Annotated in this window: 26 protein-coding genes and 1 pseudogene; 15 read left to right on the forward strand and 12 right to left on the reverse strand. The window is 42.6% G+C overall.

Annotated features, from left to right (window positions below; genetic code table 11):
• Positions 1-20 precede the first annotated feature (20 nt).
• Both SNE26_RS26420 and SNE26_RS26425 read left to right on the forward strand, forming a co-directional pair.
• Entirely contained in the window at positions 21-518 is a 498-nt protein-coding gene (locus SNE26_RS26420; RefSeq protein WP_321556837.1) for a Crp/Fnr family transcriptional regulator, read from the forward strand.
• A 74-nt stretch (positions 519-592) separates the two neighbouring features.
• Positions 593-1,489 carry an SDR family oxidoreductase gene (locus SNE26_RS26425; RefSeq protein ID WP_321556838.1) on the forward strand — a complete coding sequence of 299 codons (897 nt, stop codon included), beginning with the start codon at positions 593-595 and terminating at the stop codon, positions 1,487-1,489.
• Between the two features lie 89 nt (positions 1,490-1,578).
• Here the strand turns inward: SNE26_RS26425 and SNE26_RS26430 are convergent, their stop codons facing one another.
• Together SNE26_RS26430 and SNE26_RS26435 are read right to left on the reverse strand one after the other, a co-directional pair.
• A complete protein-coding gene (locus tag SNE26_RS26430; RefSeq protein WP_321556839.1) occupies positions 1,579-2,283 on the reverse strand; it encodes a LytTR family DNA-binding domain-containing protein in 705 nt (234 codons plus the stop codon).
• A gap of 2 nt (positions 2,284-2,285) precedes the next feature.
• On the reverse strand, positions 2,286-3,425 hold the full coding sequence (locus SNE26_RS26435; protein WP_321556840.1) for a sensor histidine kinase: 1,140 nt from the start codon (positions 3,423-3,425) through the stop codon (positions 2,286-2,288).
• On the opposite strand from SNE26_RS26435, the gene SNE26_RS26440 reads away from it, so the two are divergent.
• Positions 3,419-3,718 carry a hypothetical protein gene (locus tag SNE26_RS26440; RefSeq protein ID WP_321556841.1) on the forward strand — a complete coding sequence of 100 codons (300 nt, stop codon included), beginning with the start codon at positions 3,419-3,421 and terminating at the stop codon, positions 3,716-3,718. The genes SNE26_RS26435 and SNE26_RS26440 overlap by 7 nt on opposite strands.
• The gene (locus SNE26_RS26445) at positions 3,715-5,988 is read left to right on the forward strand and encodes a TonB-dependent receptor domain-containing protein (protein WP_321556842.1); all 2,274 of its coding nucleotides are present in this window, start codon (positions 3,715-3,717) and stop codon (positions 5,986-5,988) included. The genes SNE26_RS26440 and SNE26_RS26445 overlap by 4 nt, the downstream gene beginning before the upstream one ends.
• Before the next feature lie 319 nt (positions 5,989-6,307).
• Here SNE26_RS26445 and SNE26_RS26450 read toward each other — a convergent pair whose 3' ends face one another.
• On the reverse strand, positions 6,308-6,814 hold the full coding sequence (locus SNE26_RS26450; RefSeq protein WP_321556843.1) for a hypothetical protein: 507 nt from the start codon (positions 6,812-6,814) through the stop codon (positions 6,308-6,310).
• A complete protein-coding gene (locus tag SNE26_RS26455; RefSeq protein WP_321556844.1) occupies positions 6,811-7,392 on the reverse strand; it encodes a sigma-70 family RNA polymerase sigma factor in 582 nt (193 codons plus the stop codon). Before SNE26_RS26455 ends, SNE26_RS26450 begins: the two co-directional genes overlap by 4 nt.
• Positions 7,393-7,940: 548 nt before the next feature.
• Between SNE26_RS26455 and SNE26_RS26460 the strand changes: the two genes are divergently transcribed.
• From SNE26_RS26460 to SNE26_RS26475, 4 genes and pseudogenes are all read left to right on the forward strand, one after another.
• A complete protein-coding gene (locus SNE26_RS26460) occupies positions 7,941-8,903 on the forward strand; it encodes a hypothetical protein (protein ID WP_321556845.1) in 963 nt (320 codons plus the stop codon).
• A 3-nt stretch (positions 8,904-8,906) separates the two neighbouring features.
• On the forward strand, positions 8,907-9,728 hold the full coding sequence (locus SNE26_RS26465; protein ID WP_321556846.1) for a TerC family protein: 822 nt from the start codon (positions 8,907-8,909) through the stop codon (positions 9,726-9,728).
• A gap of 199 nt (positions 9,729-9,927) precedes the next feature.
• Positions 9,928-11,021, forward strand: a pseudogene (locus tag SNE26_RS26470) (ISAs1 family transposase).
• Positions 11,022-11,105: 84 nt separating this feature from the next.
• Entirely contained in the window at positions 11,106-11,573 is a 468-nt protein-coding gene (locus tag SNE26_RS26475) for a phosphatidylglycerophosphatase A (protein WP_321556847.1), read from the forward strand.
• A gap of 141 nt (positions 11,574-11,714) precedes the next feature.
• Here SNE26_RS26475 and SNE26_RS26480 read toward each other — a convergent pair whose 3' ends face one another.
• The 3 genes from SNE26_RS26480 to SNE26_RS26490 all read right to left on the reverse strand — a co-directional run bounded on the left by SNE26_RS26480 (position 11,715) and on the right by SNE26_RS26490 (position 14,923).
• Positions 11,715-12,407 (reverse strand): response regulator transcription factor, encoded by a 693-nt coding sequence (locus SNE26_RS26480; RefSeq protein ID WP_321556848.1) that lies wholly within the window; start codon positions 12,405-12,407, stop codon positions 11,715-11,717.
• Positions 12,408-12,521: 114 nt separating this feature from the next.
• On the reverse strand, positions 12,522-14,333 hold the full coding sequence (locus tag SNE26_RS26485) for a HAMP domain-containing sensor histidine kinase (RefSeq protein ID WP_321556849.1): 1,812 nt from the start codon (positions 14,331-14,333) through the stop codon (positions 12,522-12,524).
• A 221-nt stretch (positions 14,334-14,554) separates the two neighbouring features.
• Entirely contained in the window at positions 14,555-14,923 is a 369-nt protein-coding gene (locus SNE26_RS26490) for a DUF3127 domain-containing protein (protein ID WP_321556850.1), read from the reverse strand.
• An 88-nt stretch (positions 14,924-15,011) separates the two neighbouring features.
• Here SNE26_RS26490 and SNE26_RS26495 point away from each other — a divergent pair, with 88 nt between their 5' ends.
• From SNE26_RS26495 to SNE26_RS26520, 6 genes are all read left to right on the forward strand, one after another.
• Positions 15,012-16,187 carry a THUMP domain-containing protein gene (locus SNE26_RS26495; protein WP_321556851.1) on the forward strand — a complete coding sequence of 392 codons (1,176 nt, stop codon included), beginning with the start codon at positions 15,012-15,014 and terminating at the stop codon, positions 16,185-16,187.
• Positions 16,188-16,685: a hypothetical protein gene (locus SNE26_RS26500; protein ID WP_321556852.1), complete on the forward strand. Its 498-nt coding sequence runs from the start codon at positions 16,188-16,190 to the stop codon at positions 16,683-16,685.
• 252 nt (positions 16,686-16,937) lie between these two features.
• Positions 16,938-17,177 (forward strand): helix-turn-helix transcriptional regulator, encoded by a 240-nt coding sequence (locus SNE26_RS26505; protein ID WP_321556853.1) that lies wholly within the window; start codon positions 16,938-16,940, stop codon positions 17,175-17,177.
• A gap of 54 nt (positions 17,178-17,231) precedes the next feature.
• Entirely contained in the window at positions 17,232-17,882 is a 651-nt protein-coding gene (locus SNE26_RS26510; protein ID WP_321556854.1) for an HD domain-containing protein, read from the forward strand.
• Positions 17,883-17,918: 36 nt separating this feature from the next.
• Positions 17,919-19,226 (forward strand): carbohydrate porin, encoded by a 1,308-nt coding sequence (locus SNE26_RS26515; protein ID WP_321556855.1) that lies wholly within the window; start codon positions 17,919-17,921, stop codon positions 19,224-19,226.
• Between the two features lie 598 nt (positions 19,227-19,824).
• Positions 19,825-20,658 carry a mechanosensitive ion channel domain-containing protein gene (locus tag SNE26_RS26520; protein WP_321556856.1) on the forward strand — a complete coding sequence of 278 codons (834 nt, stop codon included), beginning with the start codon at positions 19,825-19,827 and terminating at the stop codon, positions 20,656-20,658.
• A gap of 124 nt (positions 20,659-20,782) precedes the next feature.
• Here the strand turns inward: SNE26_RS26520 and SNE26_RS26525 are convergent, their stop codons facing one another.
• The 5 genes from SNE26_RS26525 to SNE26_RS26545 all read right to left on the reverse strand — a co-directional run bounded on the left by SNE26_RS26525 (position 20,783) and on the right by SNE26_RS26545 (position 24,171).
• Positions 20,783-21,175, reverse strand: coding sequence for an HIT family protein (locus tag SNE26_RS26525; RefSeq protein ID WP_321556857.1), 393 nt, complete (start codon positions 21,173-21,175; stop codon positions 20,783-20,785).
• Positions 21,176-21,298: 123 nt separating this feature from the next.
• Positions 21,299-21,772: a transcription elongation factor GreA gene (gene greA, locus SNE26_RS26530; protein ID WP_090530524.1), complete on the reverse strand. Its 474-nt coding sequence runs from the start codon at positions 21,770-21,772 to the stop codon at positions 21,299-21,301.
• A gap of 282 nt (positions 21,773-22,054) precedes the next feature.
• Positions 22,055-23,293 carry a DUF6596 domain-containing protein gene (locus SNE26_RS26535; RefSeq protein ID WP_321556858.1) on the reverse strand — a complete coding sequence of 413 codons (1,239 nt, stop codon included), beginning with the start codon at positions 23,291-23,293 and terminating at the stop codon, positions 22,055-22,057.
• Positions 23,294-23,339: 46 nt separating this feature from the next.
• A complete protein-coding gene (locus tag SNE26_RS26540; protein ID WP_321556859.1) occupies positions 23,340-23,684 on the reverse strand; it encodes a YciI family protein in 345 nt (114 codons plus the stop codon).
• Between the two features lie 34 nt (positions 23,685-23,718).
• Positions 23,719-24,171, reverse strand: coding sequence for a carboxymuconolactone decarboxylase family protein (locus tag SNE26_RS26545; protein ID WP_321556860.1), 453 nt, complete (start codon positions 24,169-24,171; stop codon positions 23,719-23,721).
• Positions 24,172-24,390: 219 nt separating this feature from the next.
• On the opposite strand from SNE26_RS26545, the gene SNE26_RS26550 reads away from it, so the two are divergent.
• Entirely contained in the window at positions 24,391-24,849 is a 459-nt protein-coding gene (locus tag SNE26_RS26550) for a DUF1569 domain-containing protein (RefSeq protein ID WP_321556861.1), read from the forward strand.
• The last annotated feature ends 65 nt before the right edge of the window (positions 24,850-24,914 follow it).

A 24,914-nucleotide genomic window follows, 5' to 3' on the forward strand; every position in this document is an offset into this window, starting at 1 on the left:
AACGGGTCAGTGATCTGGCAGTGGCAAGGAAGTTGCGTCGTAACGAACTCTTTTTTAGCGCAGGCGAAATTTGCCGGCATAAAGTTTTTGTACTGAACGGATTACTGTACACCTTCAATATTTCTGCCGATGGCAATCAGCATATTCTGCAATTCTCGCCCGAAAACAGCTGGACGCTTGATGTTGAAAGTTACGACCGCCAGATACCCGCACAAGTGAGCATAGGAGCGGTAGAACCCAGTACAATACTCTGCTGGCAGAAAAAAGATTTTGATATGTTGCTGACGGAGGTGCCGCAACTGAAAAAATTTGCCGAAGGGCTCATTGCCCGTAACATCCATTACAGCCGAAAGCGGATCCTTATTTCATTAAGCGCAACGCCCGAAGAAAAGTACGAGGATTTTGTCCATACTTTTCCAGACTACCTGGCTCGTTTGCCCTTGCGCATGATTGCCGCTTATCTTGGCATCTCCATAAAAACCCTTACCCGGATCCGTCACGCACAGCTTCAGCGCTAATTGAAATTATGGTCAGCTGACCATTTTTAGCGGATTTTTATTAGTGAATTTTGTATTAACAAAATCATTAATGTATGCGTGTATTTGTAACCGGAGCCTCCGGATTTGTAGGCTCAGCAATAGTAAAAGAACTTTTAGGCACGGGTCATGAGGTACTGGGCCTTGTCCGTTCAGATAAGGGTGCCGAACAGGTGGCGTCAACCGGTGCCGAAGTATACCGCGGCGATGTCAATGACCTTGAATTTATTCAGCAAGGGGCCGCTGCCTGTGATGCTGTTATCCATACGGCCTTTAACCACGATTTTTCGCAGTTTAAAGCCAACTGTGAGGCCGATCGCAAGGTAATCGAGGCCCTGGGCGATGCACTGGCCGGAACAAACAAACCTTTAGTTATTACCTCCGGAGTAGGGCTTTTGAATTATGGCCGGCTGGTTACCGAAGATGACGCGCCGCCTGGAGGATCAGATGTTATTCCGCGAGTAGCTTCAGAAGAAGCCGCTGTGGCTGCAGCTGCAAAAGGTGTAAAGGTTTATACGGTGCGCCTGCCGCCAAGTGTACATGGTAAGGGCGATCATGGTTTTGTACCGATGATCATTAACATGGCCCGGGAAAAAGGAGAATCGGTCTATATAGCTGAAGGAAGTAATCGCTGGCCCGCAGTTCATCGTTTAGATGCCGCGGTTTTATATCGCCTGATCATAGAAAAGCAACCGGAACTTCGCGTATTTCATGCCGTAGCTGAAGAAGGCATCGCATTCCGGGAAATTGCTGAAGCTATTGGCGGGGGCCTGCATTTGCCTGTATTGAGCAAAACCGGGGATGAAGCGGCGGCGCATTTTGGCTGGTTTTTGCACTTTGCATCATTGGGTTGCCCGTCATCAAGCGAAAAAACGCGCGCTACCTTAAATTGGCACCCCAAAGCGACAGGATTAATTGCTGATATAGGCGCTGCAGGTTATTTGCTGAAATAGAGGTTTGACCAAAGCTTTCAGTTTAACCCAAAGAAAAAGGAGCTGTTGTATAATGTGCAACAGCTCCTTTTTATCATTGTCACAAGCTGTTATGAAACAACCAAACCGCGAACAACTTCATAATAAGCATCGCTTACAGGCAGCTCGATACCCGCCAATTGCACTTTACGATTTTGTATCGATCTTATTTTGTTTACCGGAACAATATAGCTGCGGTGAATCCGCTGAAATTTAGCCGCGGGCAGTTTTTTCAATACTTCTTTTAAAGGTATTAGTGTAAGCACGGGTTTATCATTGGTTAAATGGATCCGGATATAATTTTCCATGCTTTCGATATACCTGATTGTGCTCAGCGCGATCTTTATAACCCGGTATTCCGATTGTACGTACAGGCTTTCGTCTATATCATTAGGTTTGCCTTTCGCCTCGTTTTTATACTGATGAATCATAAGCGCTTTTTCTATTGCCCGGGTAAAGCGTTCAAGTTCTACTGGTTTTTCAACAAAATCCACAGCTTCCAGCTCAAAGCCTTCATAAGCATAGTTCCGGTAGGATGTTGTGAAAATGATCATGGGCTTTACTGTCAGCGATCTTGCAAGGTCAATACCGGTGATATCAGGCATATTGATATCCAAAAAAACCAGGTCGACCGCCTTGCTTTTTAAGAATTCGGCTGCTGAAATTGCGTCTTCAAATGTTTTGATAAGCTGCAGGGCCGGAAACTGCGATACATATTCACTAATGAGCTTTAATGCTAAAGGCTCATCATCAATGGCTATACATTTTAAGTTCATGATTAAGTTTGTAAGGTTAACTGAACAATATACTCCTGGTTATCATTGCTGATATTTAATATATGCCTGCCGTTATACAAATGCTCTAAACGGCGGCGCGTGTTTTTGATCCCTATCCCGATGCCGGTATGTTCGTTGTTACCTGAACTGAAAATCCGGTTCTTACAATAAAAAAACAGGGTTGTTTCGCGGATAGCCAGTTTGATTGTGATAGTTGATCCTTCATGTTTGCTAACGCCATACTTGAAAATATTTTCAATAAAGGTCATTAACAACAGGGGGGCTATTTGTCTTCCGTCAACCTCGCCATCTACCTCAAAATCAACAATGGTGAGGCTGCCTGTGCGTAAACGCTGCAATTCAATATAACTGGTAATGCAATCAATTTCACGCTGCAGCGGGGCAAAATTTTCGGTTATATCTTCCGTAACATAGCGCATAATTTTTGAAAGCCTCATAACGCTGTCGGCTGCATGATCATCCTTCGTTAAAACAAGCGTATAAATATTGTTCATGGTATTGAACAGAAAATGCGGGTTGATCTGTGCTTTCAGAAAAGAGAGTTCGGCGGTTGCTTTGTCTGCTTCTGCCCGGGCAGCCTTTTGCTCGGTAAGCAGCCATTTCCGGATGACCTTAGTAGCCCCGCTAAAGGCAAGAAGCGTAAAAAAAATGAAGAAACTGGTAATATCCAGCGGCTGTTTAAATGGCGACCTGCTTAAAGGCCTGTCCCGATAGGATGGCAAACCAGGGCCTTGCCCCGGCAGCTTTCCCGATTGATGATTTCCACTGCCGGGCTGAATGAAGGATGAATATCTGGCCGGAGAGCCGCCAAAACTTTCTTTTTCATGAATGTGGAGCAACCGGTCAAATGGGCGGATACAAAATACCCCAAACAGTAAAACAAATGCAGCAAGGCTATAGGAAACGTATTTTTTATTGAGCAGCAGCCGCTGAACAAGAAAAGTATTGCTGTAAAAAACAATCATAAAAGTAAGTCCGAACAGCCAGTAGTCGGCGTTGTGCAAAAGGATCATGATATCGCCAAAGCCGTTGCCGCTATGCAAAAAGATCAGTGGAATGGCCATAAGCGTTATCCAGCCGGCCAAATGCAGGGCCACTGAAATCGTTTTAATTCGTGACATACAGTAAAGTAACACAATCGGTTTTTACAGGGAAACAAACAATCGGTGACCGGGCCAAATGTATAGATGAAATACCCATTCAATTAGCTGAAAGGGGAATTCTGCAGGAAACGAATAGCAGGAGAAAAGGCCCTGATTTGAAACATGGCGATCTGTTCATCATTAAAAAAGGGCCGTTCATCTATGCCAGCTGTCTTAAATTAAAGTTTGCCGTTACGTTTACATTGGGGGAAAAAGCACCCGGGCATTTATTCTCAATCAGCAGAAACATGCGCCTGGTATTGATAACATGAAACTTAAGATATTTGCATTAAATATACTACTTCTGCTATTGAGCAGCCACGGGCTGTATGCGCAGCAAAAAACTATTTCGGGAATGGTTATTGACAGTGCCACCCGTGTGCCGGTTAACGGCGTTACCGTTGTTTTAAACCCGGTAAACCAAACAGCTATTACAGGCGAGACCGGGCACTTTTCATACAGGAACGTGGGGCCGGCGGCACTATCCCTTACAATTACCGCCGTGGGCTACCAAAAAAAAGTTATTCCACTTACCGAACCCGACCTTAAGCCCCTGATATGCCTGAGCCCGAAACAGACCCTGTTGACCGATGTGGTGATCACCGCTAATAACCCGAACCCTTATAAAGCCATCAGCGAAACAGATATAAAATTACGCGGTGTTTCCAATTCGCAGGAAGTACTGCGTATAGTTCCGGGCCTGTTTATTGGTCAGCATCAGGGAGGCGGTAAAGCCGAACAGATCTTTTTAAGGGGCTTTGACAATGATCATGGTACCAATATCAATATGAGTGTTGACGGTATGCCAATCAATATGGTATCACAAGCACATGGACAGGGCTATGCCGACAGTCATTTTATCATCCCGGAAACAATTGAAAGTACCAACTATCAAAAAGGCATGTATAATGCAGAGAAAGGCGACCTGGCAGTTACCGGGTTTGTGAACTTTAACACAGCCAACGCAATCAGTTCAAACCAGGTTAAAATAGAAGGCGGGCAATATAATACTTACCGGGTGTTTGGCATGGTCAACCTGCTTGGTGAAAAAGCTAAAGCCGATAACCAGTCCTGGTATGCCGCTTCAGAATACCGGTACAGCGATAGTTATTTTAACAATCCGCAACACTTTAAACGCTTCAACTTTTTCACCAAATATCATGGGAGGTTAAATGCTAATAATTGGCTAACGGTTAGCACTTCTGCCTTATCCAGCGCCTGGAAAGCATCGGGCCAGATTCCGGAAAGCGCGGTGAACGATGGTATCGTTGGTTTTTACGGCGCGCTTGACCCCAACGAAGGCGGAACAACATCGCGCATCAATGTGAATGCACAGCTTTTAACCGGGCTTCCAAATCACGATATCCTCAAAAACCAGTTTTATTATTCGCGTTATAAATTTGATCTGCATACTAATTTTACGTTTTATCTTGCAGATACAGTTCATGGTGACGAGATCCGTCAACGGGAATCACGCAATTTGTATGGCTACAACGGCAGTTATCTTCATGAAGGTTATATTGGCAACACCAGGCTGACAACGGAAGCAGGGATCAATACCCGGCTGGATATGACCAGGGGTTCGGAATTGTCGCATACGGCGAATAACTTCACTGTTATCAATCCCATTAAATCAGGTGATATTACCGAATTGAGTGCCGGAACCTACCTGAATGAAACGTTCCGGTTCAGCTCAAAATTTTCCGTGAGCGCAGGTTTAAGGTTTGATCAGTTTTATTACCGGTATAATAACAAACTGGCTACTGACAGCACGCTTAACGGTATTGGTGTTTATACCGCCAATAATAATGTAGTGAGCCCTAAATTGAATTTTTATTACCAGGTTAATGACAAAACCCAGCTTTATTTATTAACCGGGAAAGGCTTCCATTCCAATGATACACGGGTGGTTGTGGCACGGGGAGGTTTGCAAACTTTGCCCGCAGCATACGGTGCCGATTTGGGCACAGTATTTAAGCCTGCAAAAACCCTGTTATTCAACGCCGCCTTATGGTACAGTTACCTGGAAAAAGAATATGTATATGCTGGTGATGGAGGTTCGGTAGAATTTAGTGGCCGTACCCGCCGCATTGGTTTTGACTTGTCCGGACGCTACCAACCGCTCAAATCCTTATACTTTGATGCGGACATTAATTACGCATGCGGGCGTTCGCCGGACGACCCGGCCGGGGCAAACAATATTCCTTTAGCACCAGTTTGGAGCAGCGCAGGCGGCATAACTTATATTTTTAAAAACGGTTTGAACGGAAGCCTACGCTACCGGTATCTTGGTGACCGCCCTGCAAATGCCGATTATAGCCTGACTGCCAGGGGCTATTTCATCAATGACCTGGTATGGAATTATACCCAGCCCAAATATGAAATTGGTTTAACGATAAATAACCTGTTCAATGTGCGGTGGAAGGAAACTCAATTTGAAACAGTTACCCGGTTAAAAAACCAGGCGCCTGTTGATGGAATAGCTTTTACGGCAGGAACAAAGTTCGCAGCCTTGGTGCATCTCAGTTATTTCTTTAAATAACTCCTATCCGGGGGGATTTTTTAGATGGAACTTGTTATGGATTTGAGGAAGAGGTTGGCTGTAAAAAATAAAAGCCTCCCAACCTTGCGTCGGGAGACTTTCAACCTAAACCTTATCACAATTAAACCGGTAAGTTTACCAGTTCGTGAATCTTATTACAATCACTGTGCCAAAGTTGGCAACTTTTTAAATTTTTATTTAATGTATCCTTGTTGATACATTAATCTTAGGTTAAAACTGATATTTCTGTTACAAACGGCAGTCGCAAATAGTGTTAATGTGACACTATGGATAATTTGGCATATAGAAAACTGAACACTTATGCCTCTTTTGCAGCTTTTTTTCTACGCAGATAACTGTCAGTTAAAAATAGCGCCAAAATTACATCAAATACGAAAAAACTTTTCATGAAGGCGCTGTTGAAAATGCTGTTAGCTGCGGGCAATTTAACATCTGCAAGTAGTTTAATGTTTACAACACTGAACGGATTTCCTGAAATTTGGACATTTGAAAGGGTGATTGCCAGCAGGGCCAATATGCTTAGCACAAAAAAGGCAGCAATACCCAGTATAATCTTTTTATTTATAGTTGATTTCAGAGGTGCCAGCGCCTGATCTGCCCTGATAGCCTCCATTACATTATAGTTAAAAGCCATTGATGGTTCATCAAGTTCCAGATCAGCAAATTCCTGGTTCAACACCAGCAGTTTAGTGTACTTTTGTTTGTACAGTTCGTCTTCCTCAATAAGCCGGGCAATGGTTTCCTGCTCAGCCGGTGTGCAGGTACCATCAATATAGTTCCAAAGTTTTTCTTCGATGGTATTCATATCAGTTCTTTCACCTCGTGTTTTAAATTGCGCTCCAGCTTTTCTTTCAAACGCTGGCGTGCCCTAAATAGTTTAACCTTAACGGTATTTGTTTCAATCCCCATTGTTTGGGCAATTTCTTCTAACGATTGCTCCCCCTTATAAAACAAGGTAATGATAGTGGCATCATCGGGCAGTAACTGCTCAATTGCCTGGTTCAGGTAATATGACCGCGATTTGTTTTCTGCATTGTTAGTATCATACGCCGATTCATGGCTTTCAACCTGTACAAAGGTACCTTCATCATCAATCGAATCGGTATCCACCCGTTTCTTTCTTAAAAATGTCATAGCTGTAGTATAAACTATACTATACAGCCATGTACTAAATTTCGACTGCCCCTGGAACGAAGCCAGCGAGCGGTACGCTTTCACAAAACAATCCTGCGCAATCTCTTCAGCATCTTCCCGGCCCTTTGCAAAACGCATGGCCAGTGTAAAAACAAAACGCTGGTGCCGCTTAACCAAATCAGCGTACGCGAACTGGTTACCCGTCAGGGTTTGCTCAATAAGTTCGATATCTGAAAGCTTGCTCTGCATTATATAACCTCTATGACCACACTTTTACAGACCAGGTTACACCTTTAAGTAAATATAATTTATTTTGATGGTAATAGGTATTGTATTAGAGGATTGTGTGTGGGGCGCGTTAGGGATTGCAGTGAAAAGTCCACAGCGCGGGTTGGAATTGCGAGAAGGAAAAGCGAGGACTTGTAACGGAAAGCCCGGGCCGCAGGCAACGCCATTTCTGAACTCGAATTAAACGAATTTTAAGAATTTACTTAGCATTCTGTTAATTCTTTAATTCAAAAAATTCGAGTTCAGACAAACCAGTTAACCTCTAATCACCGATCACCAATCTCTTTTACGCGCGTTGCCTGCGGCCGGGCTTTACGCTCATACGCCTGCAGGCATTATGCTCCAGGCCAGTATCCGCTTCAATCCAACGCAAATTTAGGTTCAATTTAGATTGTGTTGTTTAAATTCAATAATCCAAATATGCACCCCTTTTATTCGTAACATACACCCCAATATTCAATCTCATAATTTTGTATTTTTACATTTAATATAAGGGATATCGTACGTTGATGGATGAAAACAGGCTAAATATTTTAAATGGCTCAAACAGGATGCTCAGCAAGCTTCAGCTGCTATCGGTGTTTTTTGAAGATGAACTCATTTATAAGATCTACCTGCGTACCCAGGTTATCCATAAACTTTTTGAAACCAATCCCGAAATCGATATCAATAAGCTGGAACTTTTTCATGTACAATTTACCACCAGTTTGGTCGACCTGCTCCGCAAGATCAAGAAGAACAACGAGAACAATGTAAGCCTTGTGCTCGACGAGATCCAGCTTACCCGGGAGATGATTGATAAGATGGATGACAATGTGCTCACCGAGCAGGATTTCAAGATTGACAGGCAAAGGCAGGCGCTGAAAGTAAACCTTTCATTGCGGAAGCTTTACCAGGTACTTTCAGATAACTCAACCGATTATCCTTTCTCTAAAAATATCAATGCCTTTAGCCTGCGTTATGGTTCCGATTTTTTTTACAACATAACGCCCGAGCTCTATAATGAACTGGTGCAGCATAGCTATAACGATACCTATCATAATAATTATGCTGTTATTCAGCGTAAGCTGATGGGGGTGTTGTTAAAACGTGAGTTTCGTACGGAGTTTTACTGTGGTTTAAAGGCTGGTAACCTGATACTGGAAGTGTATAAGTTTATGGATGAAGACAGGCACTTTTTATTTTCGCCTGCCAATAATTTATTCCTATTTTGCGATGTTACAAAGCTTTCGGGCATCGAGCATAATAACAATCTATCGAAAAGGGAAAAGCTGATGCACGAGCTGCAGGATAAAATTGATAAGCTGCAAAGCGATGTAGTAACCATGAAAGCATACATGCCGCCCGAAATAAAAAGCTTATTAGCCGAAAACTATAAAAAAATAGCCGACATCAATTTTTTACAAAACCTGAGCGATGTGGATGTGCAGGCCAATATTTTAAAAGCAATGCTTAATACCGATATTATATAATTTATGGAGTTTTTACATTACCTGCTTGGCCCCGACCTTAAGGCCGGCCTACTGATCGTCTTAAACCTGATTGTTATTGAGAGCCTGCTCTCTGTTGATAATGCTGCCGTACTGGCCACCATGGTGCTTGACCTGCCCCCGCACCAGCGTAAAAAAGCATTACGCTATGGTATTATAGGCGCATATGTTTTACGGGGCGTTTGTTTGTTTTTAGCTGCATGGCTGGTATCTGTTTGGTGGCTGAAACCACTTGGCGGCCTTTACCTCATATACCTGAGCTTCAATTATTTTAAAGGTAAACTGAAAAAGGCCGACGGCGACAATGAAGAAGAAACTGTTGATAAAAACAAAAACTGGCTTTACCGCTCAACCGTAGGCCTTATTGGTAATTTATGGGCAACCATCGCTTTAGTGGAGCTGATGGACCTCGCCTTCTCTATTGATAATGTTTTTGCGGCGGTAGCGTTCACCGATCATAAAATGCTGATTTATATTGGCGTGTTTATCGGGATCCTGGCTATGCGTTTTGTGGCCCAGGCTTTTGTAAGGCTGATGGAAAAATTCACTTTCCTGGAAACAGTAGCTTTTATTGTGATTGGCGTGCTGGGTATTAAACTGGCCTCGTCGTTATACGTTCATCTTTACCCTGAAGCCGGATTTTCAAAACTAATGGAAGGCGAAGGCGCCGATATTTTCACTTCGGTGTTTACTGTGGCCTTATTTATTATCCCCGTGCTAACGTCATTGCTGTTCAACTTTCCTAAAAGGCATACCATTGAACCCAAAGTAGCTGAAGCTGCGGAGGATGTGCTGGATAAACAGTAGGTTGGTTGGCAGTGGCAGTTAGAAGCGCAGGCCAAGCGCGATTCCCCTCTTGAGAGGGGCGGAGGGGTGTGTTTCTACTTCGGTATTCTAATCGCATAAACACACCCCTGCTATCGCTCTTATCCTGCGCGCCCCCCCTGAAGAGCAGGGCTGTTGCATTCTAAATATTATAAGTTAACTTGAGGTCAAAAAAGTTAGGATGGATAAGAGCATATTAGCGTATTTATCAGAGTTACCGGATATAAGGCGAAAGGCAGGCCAGCGCCATGACCAGACTTTCATTCTGTTGCTTGTGTTAATGAGTACAATGAGCGGTTATCATGGCTATCGTTCGATGGGTGATTTTATAAAGCGGAATGAAGTCGATCTTTTGGCCTTCTTTCAGCCTAATAAAGCCCGCCTTCCAAGCTTTTATACTATAAGACGTGTAATACAAGATTTAGACTTTAACAGCTTAAATGAGAGTTTCCATAAATGGGCCAGTCAGCATATTGATTTGTCTAAAAATGAATGGCTACATATAGATGGTAAGGCAATGAAAGGGACGATGAGCGATTATTCTCTTGACAAACAACGATTTGTAAGCCTGGTAAGCTTGTATAGTAGCAGGAGTAATCAAGTCGTTGGCCATGGTTTAGTTGACAACTCAAAACAAAGTGAAATCTCTGTAGTTCAGCAGCTTATTTCCAGTTTAGGATTACAGGGGGTAACGTTTACACTTGACGCATTACATTGTCAAAAAAAACGGTAGAGGCTATTATTGATACAGATAACAATTATATAATAGGTGTGAAGAAGAATCAAAAGAACCTTTACAAAAAGATCGAAACCATTACATCGGACGAGGCAATGGTTTGTAGTAAGTTTGTTGAGTTGTTGAAAAACAAAGGGCGAATAGAACGTAGAACAGTTTGGGTGTACCCGGGAACAGAGGAAATCAGTAACACATGGGCTGGGGTAAGCCAACTTATTAAAGTGCATCGCTGGGTAAAAGAAAAAGGACGTATCCGGGAAGAATACGCCTTTTTCATCAGTAGCTTAATCGGTAATGCGCAAACATTCTGCCATGGTATTAAAAGCCATTGGAGTATAGAAAACAGTCTTCATTGGGTAAAGGACGTGACATTTAACGAAGACGCTTCACGAATTAGAACATCCAATGCGCCTGAAAATACTTCTGTGTTCAGAAACATAGTTATTAATGTATTTAGGATAAATGATTACCCAAATCTCGCACAAGCACAAAGGCTTGTTTGCAACGATATCAACAGGTTGAAACAACTATTAAATTAGAATGCAACAGCCCTGCCCTGAAGAGGGGAACAAGAACTTTGCTCTTTCAGAGCAATTAAAAACGATTGATTAGTAACAAAACAAATGTTCTTAAATAAAACAATAGCATCCATTTTTGGCATAGGGTTTTTGAAAGGCGGGGGTACTTATGCTGCCATTGTTACCTGCGGCTTTATCTGGCTGCTATGGCAAAGCCCGGCTTTGCAAAACCCCTGGTACCTGCTGGCCATTACCGTATTGATTACCGCGCTTGGTGTATTTGTAGGTAACAAGGTTGAACCCGACTGGGGCGAAGACAGCTCGCGGGTGGTAATTGATGAGGTTGCCGGCATGCTGATAGCTATGCTTTTTATTCCCCCTAATTTTTATTTCCTTTTAGCAGGCTTGGTGTTGTTCCGCTTTTTTGACATTGTGAAACCACTTGGCGTACGCAAGATGGAAGATCTCGGTGGCGGTTTAGGTGTAATGATGGATGACCTGCTGGCTGGCGTTTATTCCAATATCCTGCTTTGGGTAGGATATTTTGTGTGGATGAAGTTTGCAGCACATTAATGAAAAGCCCGGGTTTAATCAACCCATAAAATCAGATCATATAAGACCAACATGTTGTATATGTTGCATAGCAGGTGTGTGGGTTGCCACTTTGCGCTTATATTATTCCAATTGTTTCAAAACAAAAATTAAATCCTCAGATCAGTTGATCAGCAGCTTATATCCCCGGCCATGCACGTTGATGATCTCCACGTTAGGGTCATCTTTCAAATACTTACGAATTTTGCTCAGAAATACATCCATACTACGGCCGTTAAAATAATTATCATCGTGCCAGATGTTCAGCAGGGCTTCTTCGCGGGTAAGCACCTCGTTTTTATGCACACACAACAAACGCAGTAGCTCGGCCTCTTTGGTAGATAGCTTTTGCTGGTTTTCTGATGTCATGATCATCTGAGTGGTATAATCAAACGTATATTTCCCAATTTTAAAGGAGGTTTGTTTCTCCTCTTCCTTTTTACCGATATTATCCGTACGTTTTAACAACGCATTTATACGAAGCAGTAACTCCTCAATGCGAAAGGGCTTGGTAATATAATCATCTCCCCCCAAATTAAAGGCCTGGGTTTTATCTTCGATCATGCCTTTGGCTGTAGCAAAAATAATAGGTACCTGGGCATTGATCTTGCGGATGTCTTTGCCAAGCGTGAAACCGTCCTTTTTAGGCATCATCACATCCAGTATCAGCAGGTCATATGTTTGTTTGGTAAAGGCGCGTAAGCCCTCTTCGCCATCCTTACATAAAACAACATCAAACTTACCTTTCAATTGCAGGTAGTCCTGTAGCAACAGGCCCAAATTGGCATCGTCTTCAACCAGTAGTATTTTTTTCATGTTGTTTTTAAGTCCGGAAGTCCGAGGTCGGCAAGTCCGGAAGTTAATTTTAATTATATCCGGGAAGCCTCCTCCATCTTTCGGACTTTGGACATCCCGACTTTCGGACTCCTTTTATGCTATCGCAAACTTCAGCTCAAACTCCGAGCCCTTCTCTTTTTCTGATTTCACGCTTATGGTGCCATTCAGGCGTTTTACTATGGTATTAACATAGCTTAAGCCCAGGCCAAAACCTTTAACGTTGTGTACATTGCCGGTAGGTATGCGATAAAACTGTTCAAATATTTTTGATTGCTGGTCGCGGCTCATGCCTATACCTTTATCGGCTACTTTAATAACAATTTGCCCGCTTTTAACAAATGTGCTTATCGTTATATCAGGCGCTTCGTTGCTGTATTTAATGGCGTTATCAACCAGGTTATACAACACGTTCGAAAAATGCAGTTCATCGGCAATGATATAGGCATTTTCGGCATCAAGGTGCAGTGTGGTTTTAGCATTGCATTTTTGCAGTTTGAGCGCCATGCTGTCAAGCACTATGGTAACCATCTCATTTACATCAACCGGTTTTTTATCCAGTTTAAAATCATTGCGTTCAATGCGGGCAATGTTTAATACGCGCTCGATATGGCTGCCTAAACGGGCATTCTCTTCAAAAATGATGTTGGCTAAGCGGGCTACCCTGCTTTTATCTTCGGCAATTTCATTATCCCTTAAAGCTTCACTGGCTATCATGATGGTTGATACCGGGGTTTTAAACTCGTGGGTCATGTTGTTGATGAAATCTATCTTCATTTCTGAGATCTTTTTCTGCCTCAATATCGAAAAGATAGTGTAACCAAAGCAGAGGATCAGCACCATGGTAAGACCGCCGGTTGTAGCCATAGTGGCGGTCATATTGCTTAATATCAATGAGTTTTTTTGCGGAAATGAGAGCCTGATCTTCCCGGGGTCATTGATCACCTCTTTGGTAAAAATGGGCGTTTGATAAGTGTTTGCTGCAACAAAAACAGGCAACTTTTCGCCCTGGCTGTCACTGGCATTTGAAAATATCAGCGAGTCGCTGTTGGCCGTTGTAACCTCATAGCTGAAAGGCAGGAAAATGCCTTTATTATGAAGCTCAAAACGCAGTAACGAATCTATCCAGAACGGGTTGATCCGTTTATTCAACGGTTCGCCTGATTTACGGTATTCTTCGGCCAGGTTTTCGATAACAGTTGGCTTATTGCTCAAACTGTTAACCTTTTCAAGCGAATCGGTCTCCAGCATTTTTTTTATCTGCTGAACCTGCCGCTCCTTTTGCTTACGGGTTTGTTCCTGTACCCACAAGGGATTAATGCGCGGTACGGAGATCATTTGTTTGCCAAACTGAGGGTCGACGTACACGTACCTCAAGGTATCGTACTTATGAAGTTTTTTAGGGCGACCTACCCTGCGGGTAATACGGGTATGCACTATCTCGGGCGTAAGTTGTTCATGTACTACACCAAACTCGTCAGTATATTCTTCAACACGTACTTTAAAATCAACCGTACCCTCTGTTTGCAGTAAGCCGTTAAGCTCATCATCCATTTTTTTACGCTGGATCATGCGCTGCAAACTATCGCGCAGTAAAGCAATCCGTTTTTCGCGGGCAGATGGATGTTTGTTTGCTTTTGGTATGCCCGCTACTTTTATTGTGCTGATACCCTGTTCTTCATTATCGGTGCTGATGGCAGCTTGCTGGGTTTTGGTTTTCAAAAAGTTATTTGCATCCTGGCGGGTAACTTTATCTACCACATTGTTCATAGCCTCCCTCACCTGGCGGTCGAACGAATCGGACTGCATCTGGTATGATTGCCTCAGAAAATAAAATTGCATAGCCATTACGCCCAACAGCGCAAAGCTCATTAAGCCAATAATTAAACCTATGCTCCTTTTCTTCATTTGTTAACAAACAAAATTATCCTAAATCCGCACACAAAAATTGCATTTAACAAAATTTAACAAATGTACATTCAATTTAAAACTCTGCTGCTTAATATTTTATTGTATCAATTACAGAGATACCCATTTAAGGCCACGGGTTTAATAACGGGAAGCTTATAAACAACAAAAGACCCTTTAACAGGGCCTTTTGAAATATTTCACTCACGCTTTTTTCTATTTTAGAATGGCAGATCGTCATCATCGGCTGATGAGCTGATATCAGCTGAGGGAGCTGCATACTGCGGCGCAGCAGGGGCGTTGTTGGCAGCCGCCAGCGGGGTAACCCTCCATAACTGTAATGAATTAAAATAGCTTTTTTTTCCCATTTTATCTGTCCACGGCCTGCCTTTAAGGTTAAAAGAAACCTCTACATCATCTCCAACCTTTACGTTATCCAACAAATTGCAACGATCCTGTATAGCTTCAAACTTTAAATATTCAGGGTATTGAGGGTTCTCAATATATTCAAGTATAAGTTCGCGTTTTTTAAGTGAATCGGTTACTTGCTGAGTGGCCGACACTTCATGTACCTTACCTTTAACTTCCATAATTAGTCTTCAAATAATTTAAAATGTAAAGTTAATAGTTAAGAAATTAAAATAGGGGCTTTTTAATTCTTAATTTTACCGAATTAATATGCAAGTTTTCCACACCGAAAGTAAAATCATAATTACATGTAACAAAAGGCTTTCAACCTACCTGCAACGGGAAGTTGAAGCTTTAGGCTTTGAGCCGGTCCGCGTTTTTCCCACAGGGGTCGAACTAAAAGGTACCGTTACAGATACCATTCCGCTTAATTTGAACCTGCGCTGCGCAAGCCAGATCCTGTATTCGTTAAAAACCTTTACCGCCCGCGACCCGAAAGAGCTTTACGATGAGCTGGTAACCATTGAATGGGAAAAGCTGATTGATTTCACCGGCTATTTCTCGGTATCATCAAATGTAAATAACGAGCACATCCTTACCCCGCTGTTTGCCAACGTAAAGGTAAAGGACGCCATTGCCGACAGGATCAAATCTATCAAAGGCATCCGGCCGGATTCGGGCCCCGAGGTCAATAAAACCCTCGTACACCTTTACTGGCAGGATGACCGCGCCGAAATTTTCCTGGATACATCGGGCGAAACCCTGGCCAAGCACAGCTACCGTAAAATACCCGGCAAGGCACCGATGCTGGAGGCTTTGGCGGCATCAACCATCATGGCTACCAAATGGGATATGAAAAGCACGTTCATTAACCCCATGTGCGGTTCGGGCACCCTCGCTATTGAAGCGGCATTGCTGGCCACTGATAAATCTCCCGGCTTGTTCAGGATGAATTACGGCTTTATGCACATACTGGGTTACGATGAAACCGTATTTTTTACCGAACGGCGCAATTTAAAAGATAAAGCAAAAAAGGAAACCGGCTTTAAGATCATCGCCACCGATATTTCTGAGGACGCGGTTGACATCGCCCGCAAAAATGCCAGAACTGCCGGTGTAGAACATTTGATCGATTTTGCCGTTTGTGATTTTGAAGATACTGAGGTTCCGGCAGAAACTGGTGTGGTAATGTTTAACCCTGAATACGGCGAGCGTTTGGGTGTGCACACTAAACTGGAGATCACCTATAAACGGATAGGCGATTTTTTGAAAAAGAAATGCCTCGGTTATAATGGTTATGTTTTTACGGGCAATCCTGACCTGGCCAAAAAGATAGGCTTAAAGGCAGCCCGTAAAATTGAATTTTATAATGGTAAGCTTGATTGCCGCCTGTTTGAGTATGAATTGTACCTGGGCAGCAAACGCGAACCGAAAGAAGAAAATTAAATGAAAAAGATCCTATTATTTATAGCACTTATTTTATCATCAGTACTGGTTAAGGCACAAACACAATTAGCATTTCCATTTCAGGGCGGCAGCCCTATCATGAACCGGTTTTTTAAAGACAGCCTTGTTGTATCACCAGAAATCATTAAAAAGAAAGCAAGCGGAACAGCCGTGTTTAAGTTTACTGCTGATGAAAAGGGAGTGATCAAAAAAATAATTGTTTATTATGCGGATGATGCCATACTGGTAATACCTATAATTGAGGCATTAAAAAAATCAAACCATAAATGGATCATCCCCGATCATGAAAAACTGCATGATTTTATTTTGCCGTTTTCCATCAACTTTAATACGCCGGCAAATACAAGTAACGCAACTATAAAGGCAGCATTTGATTATTACAGCAAACGCAAGCCAATTATATCTTATAACCAGGTACCGCTTGAAACGGCTACTTTATTGCCCACAGTAATTGTTAATTACGATTTAGGCGAGTAGTTTTTTTAAAAATAAAAAGTATATGGAGGCGGCAGATCTTATGGTCTGTCGCTTTTTTTTGGTCTTTATTATTAATTAATATAGTTGTTAAAATCTGTGTATTTATGCTTGCTGTTACACTGGGGTGTTGATTTTTAATTAAAAAAATATAAAATATCAGCTTTTCAGTTGATTGTCATTAAAAAAAAATGAAATTCTGAAATCCATAACCCCAATATTTTCGTTAGTATAGATGAATTAATATGTAAATGGATGAAAGATATGCTAAACTTCAAGATCAAGGCCATCGCTGCTAATATAAGGCATACAAGGGAAGGACTGAATTACACCCAGGAGTACCTTGCAGCCAAGCTGGGTATATCACAAAACGCGTATAGCAAAATTGAGTTAGGCTATACAAAAATAACCGTTGAAAGGCTTTTTCAGATTGCTGCTATTTTGGAGATTGAAGTTGCCGAACTCATCAATACAGAAAAAATAGTCGCTGCTTAACGTTTTATATACAACCCCCATTGTTCTGTCTTTTGCTTAGTATCTTTGCAAAAGATGGAACATAATAAACTCATTGAAGCCACTGTAAATTTTGTGCGCAATACGCTTAGGGATGCCGAAGGCGGCCATGACTGGTGGCACATTCACCGCGTTTGGACAAACGCAAAACTCATCAATAAAACAGAACAAACCGATCAGCTTATAGTTGAGCTTGCTGCCCTGCTGCATGACATTGCCGATAGTAAGTTTCATAACGGCGATGAAGAGATTGGCCCGCGTACTGCCGGCAATTACCTGCAAAGTATGAATGTTGATGCCGGTGTTATTGAGCATGTGCAGCAAATCATCAGGCATATGTCGTTTAAGGCCAGCTTTGATAAACTGTCCTTTCATTCGCCCGAGCTGGCAGTAGTACAGGATGCCGACAGGCTGGACGCTATTGGGGCCATCGGTATTGCCCGCGCCTTTACCTATGGAGGTTTTAAAGGCCGCGAATTATACAATCCCGAAATACCGCCAAACCTTAACATGACCAGGGAGGAATATAAAAACACCACCGCTCCAACCATTAATCACTTTTACGAAAAGCTATTATTACTTAAGGATAAAATGAATACGCCTGCCGGTAAAGCGCTTGCCGAACAAAGGCACACTTTTATGGAAGATTATTTAAAACAGTTTTTTGACGAATGTGGTTCAAGTTAACGCGAAAGCTTACTTTTGCGCCAAAATTGACAGCCCATGAAAAAACTTATACTTACTATAATACCCGTGTTAATTACTGCCGCTGCTTTGGGGCAGGATACTGTTAAGCGCCAGCGGTTCAATTTCCATTTCCAGCAAACGGTAATTACCCAGTACAAACCATCGTTTCATGCCGATTATAACGGCGATAACAGTTTACTTACCAAAGAAGAAACACAAAGCTCAATTACCACCACGCTTTTTGGCGGCGCAAGGCTCTGGAAAGGCGCCGAAGCCTATTTTAACCCCGAACTTTCTGGCGGTTCGGGCTTGAGCAAAACACTGGGTGCGGCCGGTTTCCCTAATGGCGAAACTTTTCGTGTAGGCGGCGCGGAGCCAAAAATCTATATAGCCCGCCTGTATTTTACCCAAAACTTTGAATGGGGCAAGGATAAAGACACCATCAGCGATGACGCCAACCAGTTGGCCGGTTTAAAAAGCAAGCGTTACTTTTCGGTTACTGTAGGTAAATTTGGTATGGCCGATTTTTATGACGGCAATGAATTTAGCCACGATCCGCGTACGCAGTTCATGAACTGGAGCTTAATGGATAACGGCGCATGGGATTATCCCGCCAATACCCGCGGGTATGTGATGGGTGTCCATACCGAATTGGGGCAGCCAAACTGGACACTGCGCTTTGCCTTTACCATGTCAACCACCACTGCCAACGGCGCCATCTGGGATCAAAAAATTGGTAAGGCCAATACCCAGACGTTGGAATACGAAAAACGCTATACACTTAATGGACAAAAAGGCACGTTCAGGATCTTAGGCTTCCGTAACAACGGCAAAATGGGCGATTATCGACTGGCGCTTGCACAAAGCCCTGTTGCGCCCAATGTTGACACTACGCAAGCTTATGGCAGGCATAAATATGGTTTCGGCATCAGTGCCGACCAGTACCTGACCAAAGATTTTGGGGTATTTGCCAAATTGAGTTATAATAATGGTAAAACCCAAACATGGTATTTTACCGAGATTGACCGCTCATTGAGTTTTGGCGGTGTACTTAAAGGCAGTTCATGGAGCCGCGATGACGACGAACTGGGCCTGGCTTTTGTAGCCAATGGTATCTCAAACGCTCACCGCGATTACCTTGCAGCCGGAGGTTACGGTTTTATCATCGGCGATGGCAGGCTTAACTACGGCACCGAGTTTATTGCCGAGCTCGATTATAAAATAAACGCATATCAAAAGAAATTCTGGCTTACACCCGGTTACCAGTTTTTGCTGAACCCCGCCTATAATAAGGATAGGGGGCCGGTAAATGTACTTTCATTAAGGGCACACGTAGAGTTTTAAAGGCAAAGTTGCCAGTGGCATATTCAAATGTTATATTTGGATATGCCTGAGATGACCATCAAAGAAAATTAACAAACCAGGCTACATGGTTTGGGTAACCTATACAGACAAAGTATTTTCGCTTGTTTCCCTATAAACAGGTAGCCCCTAACAGGGTAAAGGAAAGCTAATCTCCGAAAACCAGATCGCAAGCATCCTTTTCTGGTAAATGATTATTAGTAAACCAGAGATGCTGCCTCTTAGAGGCTACCTGTTTGTAGAAAAAAAACGCCGTCTCCTCTTTTGCTCCAAGGCAGCAATCATTAACCACAACATCGTTCGGCTTTTATGATTATGCCTTGTCCGGAAAATCAATTAACCTGAACCTTTTTCATTTTACAAATAATAAACCCTGTTTTAGAATTAATTAAAACAGCTGACTAAAAGCAGATTTATTATCATAAATATATACTGTTAAATACTTGTTAATCTTTTATTTAAAAGTTGGTTAACTCCTTTTTTGTGTATATTAACAAAGCTGTATTTAAAACAGCTATTCAATCATCAAATAACAGAAACCAAATAAATTTATAATAATAAACCCTAAAGCTTCTTAATTATGGAAAATGTAACTGTTTACACTAACATGTTTCTTACCTGGATCAGCACCTTCGGGCTTAATTTATTAAGTGCCCTGCTTGCATTTGTTATCGGCCTTTATCTTATTAACTGGCTGGGCCGCCTGTTTAATACATCGATGAAAAAAGGCAAAATTGATGTATCGCTGCAATCGTTTTTCAGCAGCCTGCTGATGGCTGGCCTGCGTGTGTTATTATTGATAACTGTTGCAGGTATGCTGGGCATACAAACTACCTCATTTGTTGCTATTATTGGCGCACTTGGTTTGGCCGTAGGGCTGGCATTGCAGGGGTCGCTGGCCAACTTTGCAGGCGGTGTGTTGATATTGGTATTTAAGCCCTTTAAAGTAGGCGACATCATCGAATCGCAGGGACAGAGCGGCGCGGTTATAGAAATACAGATCTTTAACACCATTTTACTTACACCCGATAATAAAACGGTGATCCTGGCAAATGGCGCAGTATCAAATAACACTGTTGTGAATTACAGCAGGCATGGCAATATCCGCGTTGATATCTCATTGGAGATTGAGCCTCAAAACGATATGGATATTATACGCCAGATAGCCACTAATGCCTGCCTTAAGCATCCGCTTGTTTTGCAGGACCCGGCCCCGGTTGTTAATGTTTCAAAAATAAATGCAGGTAAAATCGCCATTGGTATTTGTCCTTATGCAAAAGCACATGATTACTGGACTGTGTTTTTTGGAGCACAGGAGCTTATTAAAAAAGCGTTTGACGAGCATCAGATTGCGATATCCCAGCCTCACTTTTATATTACACAGCGCAATAGCCCAACTACCGCTATTGCCTAAACAAAAAAGGCCGCATCATTTATATCATGATGCGGCCTTTTTGTTTGTATTATATAAAAGCTAATAGCTTGATTATTAATTGCCTTGTATAAAGGTAATGGGTTATATAACCTCATTCCAATTATTAACCTATTGCCTGCCTGATTTTTTCGGCTGTAGCGTTAAATTGTTCGGGTGTGAATTTTTGTTTAGGGAGCGAAAAGTTAATGCTGCTCATATCATTCATCGGTATAAGATGGATATGCGCATGAGGTACGTCAAGCCCCATAACAGCTACACCAACCCGGGGGCAGGGAACAGCCTTTTTTAAACCGAGGGCTACTTTTTTGGCAAATAGCTGCAGCCCCGTATAAGTTTCGTCATCCAAATCAAAAAGATAATCAACCTCCTTTTTAGGGATCACCAGCAGGTGACCTTCCGTAAGCGGAAAAATATCTAAAAAAGCCAAAAATTCATCGTTCTCGGCCACCTTATAAGCGGGGATCTCGCCTGCAACTATTTTTGAAAAGATGGTCATGGATAGTGAGTGGTTGATTACGTTAATTGGGTGAGTGATTGTATTTAATAGTAAAATCAGGTGGGTAATTGATTTGGGAAGCCGGATAAAACCACTCTCCCAATCAACCACTCACCTAATCAACTATCGGCTTATTTCCAGGATCTCGAATTCAATTTTACCAGCAGGTACAGTGATCTCTGTTTTTTCGCCAACCTTTTTGCCAAGCAGGCCCTTAGCTATTGGCGATGCTACCGAGATTTTACCTGTTTTAAGATCGGCTTCGCTCTCTGATACCAGCTGGTAGCTCATGGTAGCACCGTTTTTCAGGTTTTTGATCTTTACTATTGACAATGCAAGCACCTTTGAAACGTCAAGTTTTGATTCATCAAGCAGGCGCGCATTAGCCAGCGTTTCCTGCATCTGGGCTATTTTGGCCTCATGCAAGCCCTGTGCCTCTTTAGCCGCATCGTATTCGGCATTTTCCGACAGATCGCCTTTGTCACGTGCCTCAGCAATAGCTTTTGATATATCGGCACGGCCGGTTGTTTTTAATCTCTGTAGTTCTTCTTTTAATTTCTCTAAACCATCTTTGGTATAGTATGATACCTCTGCCATAACGCAAAAATTAATTAATATTATTACTGTTGATTAACCAAAAAAAACCGCCCTTCCCTGTTTTAAGAAAGGACGCAATGCTTATAAAAGCAAACAAGACTATGTAAGCCCTCTGCTTACATAGTCTTGCGTTTTGGTAATTAACGAAGATAAGTGATTTAAGTTTTATTATCCAAATTTTTAAGAAGGGAATTTTTTTGATTGGGTTGATAAGATTGCTTTTATTCCGGGCTAATAGAAGGTATAGTTCAAAGTTCTTATTGCGACCTGTTTATCCTTAAGTTAATCAAAATTTTTCAACCGCTCAATATTCCCCTCCATGGTTGCCTTGTCATTTACAGATGTTGCCAGGTTCATGGCAGTTTCGTAGTGCTGTAAGGCTTTTTGATTATCCACACCGGTATACAGGTTGCCCAGCAGTGAATAATAAAAGTGGTTATTGATCAGGTTCAGCTTCTCGGCTTCGGCTATTGCCACAGGTTTTCCATTGGTTTTGGCAAGGGCAAATGTCCGGTTCAGCGCCGCGATGGGCGAATACTCCAACATGAGCAGGTTATTGTATAGTTGTAATATATTCTCCCATTTTTCGGCGGTATCTTCCTTAATGGTATGCCAGTAAGCAATGCAGGCTTCGAGGTGATATTTAGTTATTGAGGATCCGGTTGAAGCCTGGTTTAGGTAATGGATGCCTTTATTAATGAGATCCCTATCCCAAAGTGATTCATCCTGGTCTTCATAGAGGATCATTTCACCATTATCATTGCTGCGGGCCTCAAACCGCGAGGCATGGAAACACATCAGGGCAAACAGGGCATTTACCGCAGGAGTGTTGGTGCTCCGGTTTTCAATAAGCAGGTAATTAAGCCGCATTGCTTCGGCACAAAGATCACGACGGAGGGTAACGTTTTGGGAGATTGAGTAATATCCTTCAGAAAACAGCAGGTAAATGGTTGTTAAAACAGTTTCCAACCGGTTGCCGATCTCGCTCAGGCTTGGCTGTTGAATCTGGATCCCCGCCTCCTTCAGCTTTTCCTTCGCCCGGTTTATCCGTTTGTATATCACCTCCTTATTTGCTAAAAAAGCATCGGTAATTTCCTGTATGCCAAAGCCGCAAAGCAGGTTAAGAGCAAGCGCCACCTGCGATTCGGCCGAAATAACCGGGTTGCAAACCGTAAAGATCATAGCCAGCTGACTATCAGCTATGTTTTTGGCAGACAGGTCTATCTCCATCTCGCCTGTACTATCGGTAGTATATTTTATTTGGGGCAAAAGCTTTTGCTTAAAAATGGTGTCCCGCTTCAGGTAGTTTTTAGTTTTATTTTTTGCAACAGTATAAAGCCATGCAGTCGGGTTATCAGGTAAGCCTTTCAAACCCCAGTTTTCGGTGGCCGAAAGGAAAGTATCGCTCACAATATCTTCGGCAATTTCAATATGTTCAATGCCAAAAAGGCGGCAAAGCACTGCAGCAATTTTCCGGTACTCGGTGCGGAACAGGTGAGGTAAAAGTTCTTTGGGTTGCATAGGTTAAAATAAAAATGCCTTTGCAAAAGTACAAAGGCATTTTATTTTATACGGCAGGTACAGCCATCCGTACTTCAACTGTAGCTCCCCATTGCAATATCGGGCAGTCTTTGGCAATTTCAACAGCCTCATCATAATCTTCGGCCCTGATGATGAACAAGCCGCCTATCGATTCCTTAATTTCGGCATAGGGGCCATTAATCACGGTATTTTGCTTAATTGTCCGGCCATCTCCATCCCAGCGTTTGGGAGCGCCAACCAGTTTGTTTTGGGCCGCGATGCCGCCTATCCAATCCTGGAAGGGTTTTATGGCTGCCTGCATTTGCTCCGGCGAGGGACTGGCATCTTTACTTTTCAGATCCCTGTGGATCACTAACAAAAACTCATTCATAAGGCTATGTTTTAATGTTGTTAATATAAGCTGTTTATTCAAACTGGCCAACCTGGTATGTACCCGGAGTATTCGGAAACGATAGGTTGATGCGGTTCCAGGTGTTAATGGTGGTAACGGACAACGTAAGGTCTATCAGTTCTTCATCGCTGAACTGCGCCTTGGCTATGTTGTACACTTCGTCGGTTACATGGCAGGCGGTAACGGCTTCGGCCCAGGCAAAGGCTGCTCTTTCACGATCGGTATAATAAGGTGATTCTTCCCACGCACTCAGGCCATATAAGCGTTGTTCGGTTTCGCCTTTGGCACGTGCATCTTTATAATGCATGTCAAGGCAATAAGCGCATTTATTGATCTGCGATACCCTGAAATTTACCAGCTCACGAAGGGATAGCTCAAGGGGGGATTTTTTAAGATATGTGTTAATACCGAATAATGGTTTTAAGGCATTTTGTCCTTTTTCCCACATGCTGATTCTCTGTTCCATTTTGTTTAAAATTTATGTTGTTAAAACCCAATGACAACCATGCCTGGCAGATTGGACAAAATGAAAAAAAATATTTTTTATTTTTTTTGATGACTGGAATTAAATTCGGGAATTTCTCTGTAGAGATGCATCACGTACACCTCCCGCCTTGCAGATTTTTCCTGCTTAACTACACACGCATATGATGCATCTCTGCATAAAAATACCTATCTTTCCCTCATGGCCTTACCCAATATTTTTACTGTACAGGTAGCTGATGATGTGATCAGCCGGCTTAACAAACTTACGCCTCAAACCTCACCCGGATGGGGTAAAATGAACGTTGCACAAATGTTGGCGCACTGCTGTGTAACGTACGAAATGGTGTATGAAGATAAGCACCCCAGGCCCGGTGCCTTCATGAAACTGATCCTGAAAATGATGGTTAAAAATAAAGTGGTGAGTGAAACTCCATATAAACACAACAACCCCACCGCGCCTGCATTTCTTATTACCGATGAAAGGGATTTCAATACCGAAAAAGCCCGGTTGATAGCCTACATCCAAAAAACACAGCAACTGGGCGAAAAAGCTTTTGATGGCCGCGGGTCGCATTCATTTGGTCCCTTAACCATTACCGAATGGAACAACATGTTCTATAAGCATATTGACCACCACCTTACGCAGTTTGGCTGTTAAGTGCATAGTTTGAACTTACGGCTAAATTTTCCTTTCTTTACCGGCATACCAGGTAAATCGATATA

This window comes from Mucilaginibacter sp. cycad4 (assembly GCF_034263275.1).
Classification (GTDB): domain Bacteria; phylum Bacteroidota; class Bacteroidia; order Sphingobacteriales; family Sphingobacteriaceae; genus Mucilaginibacter.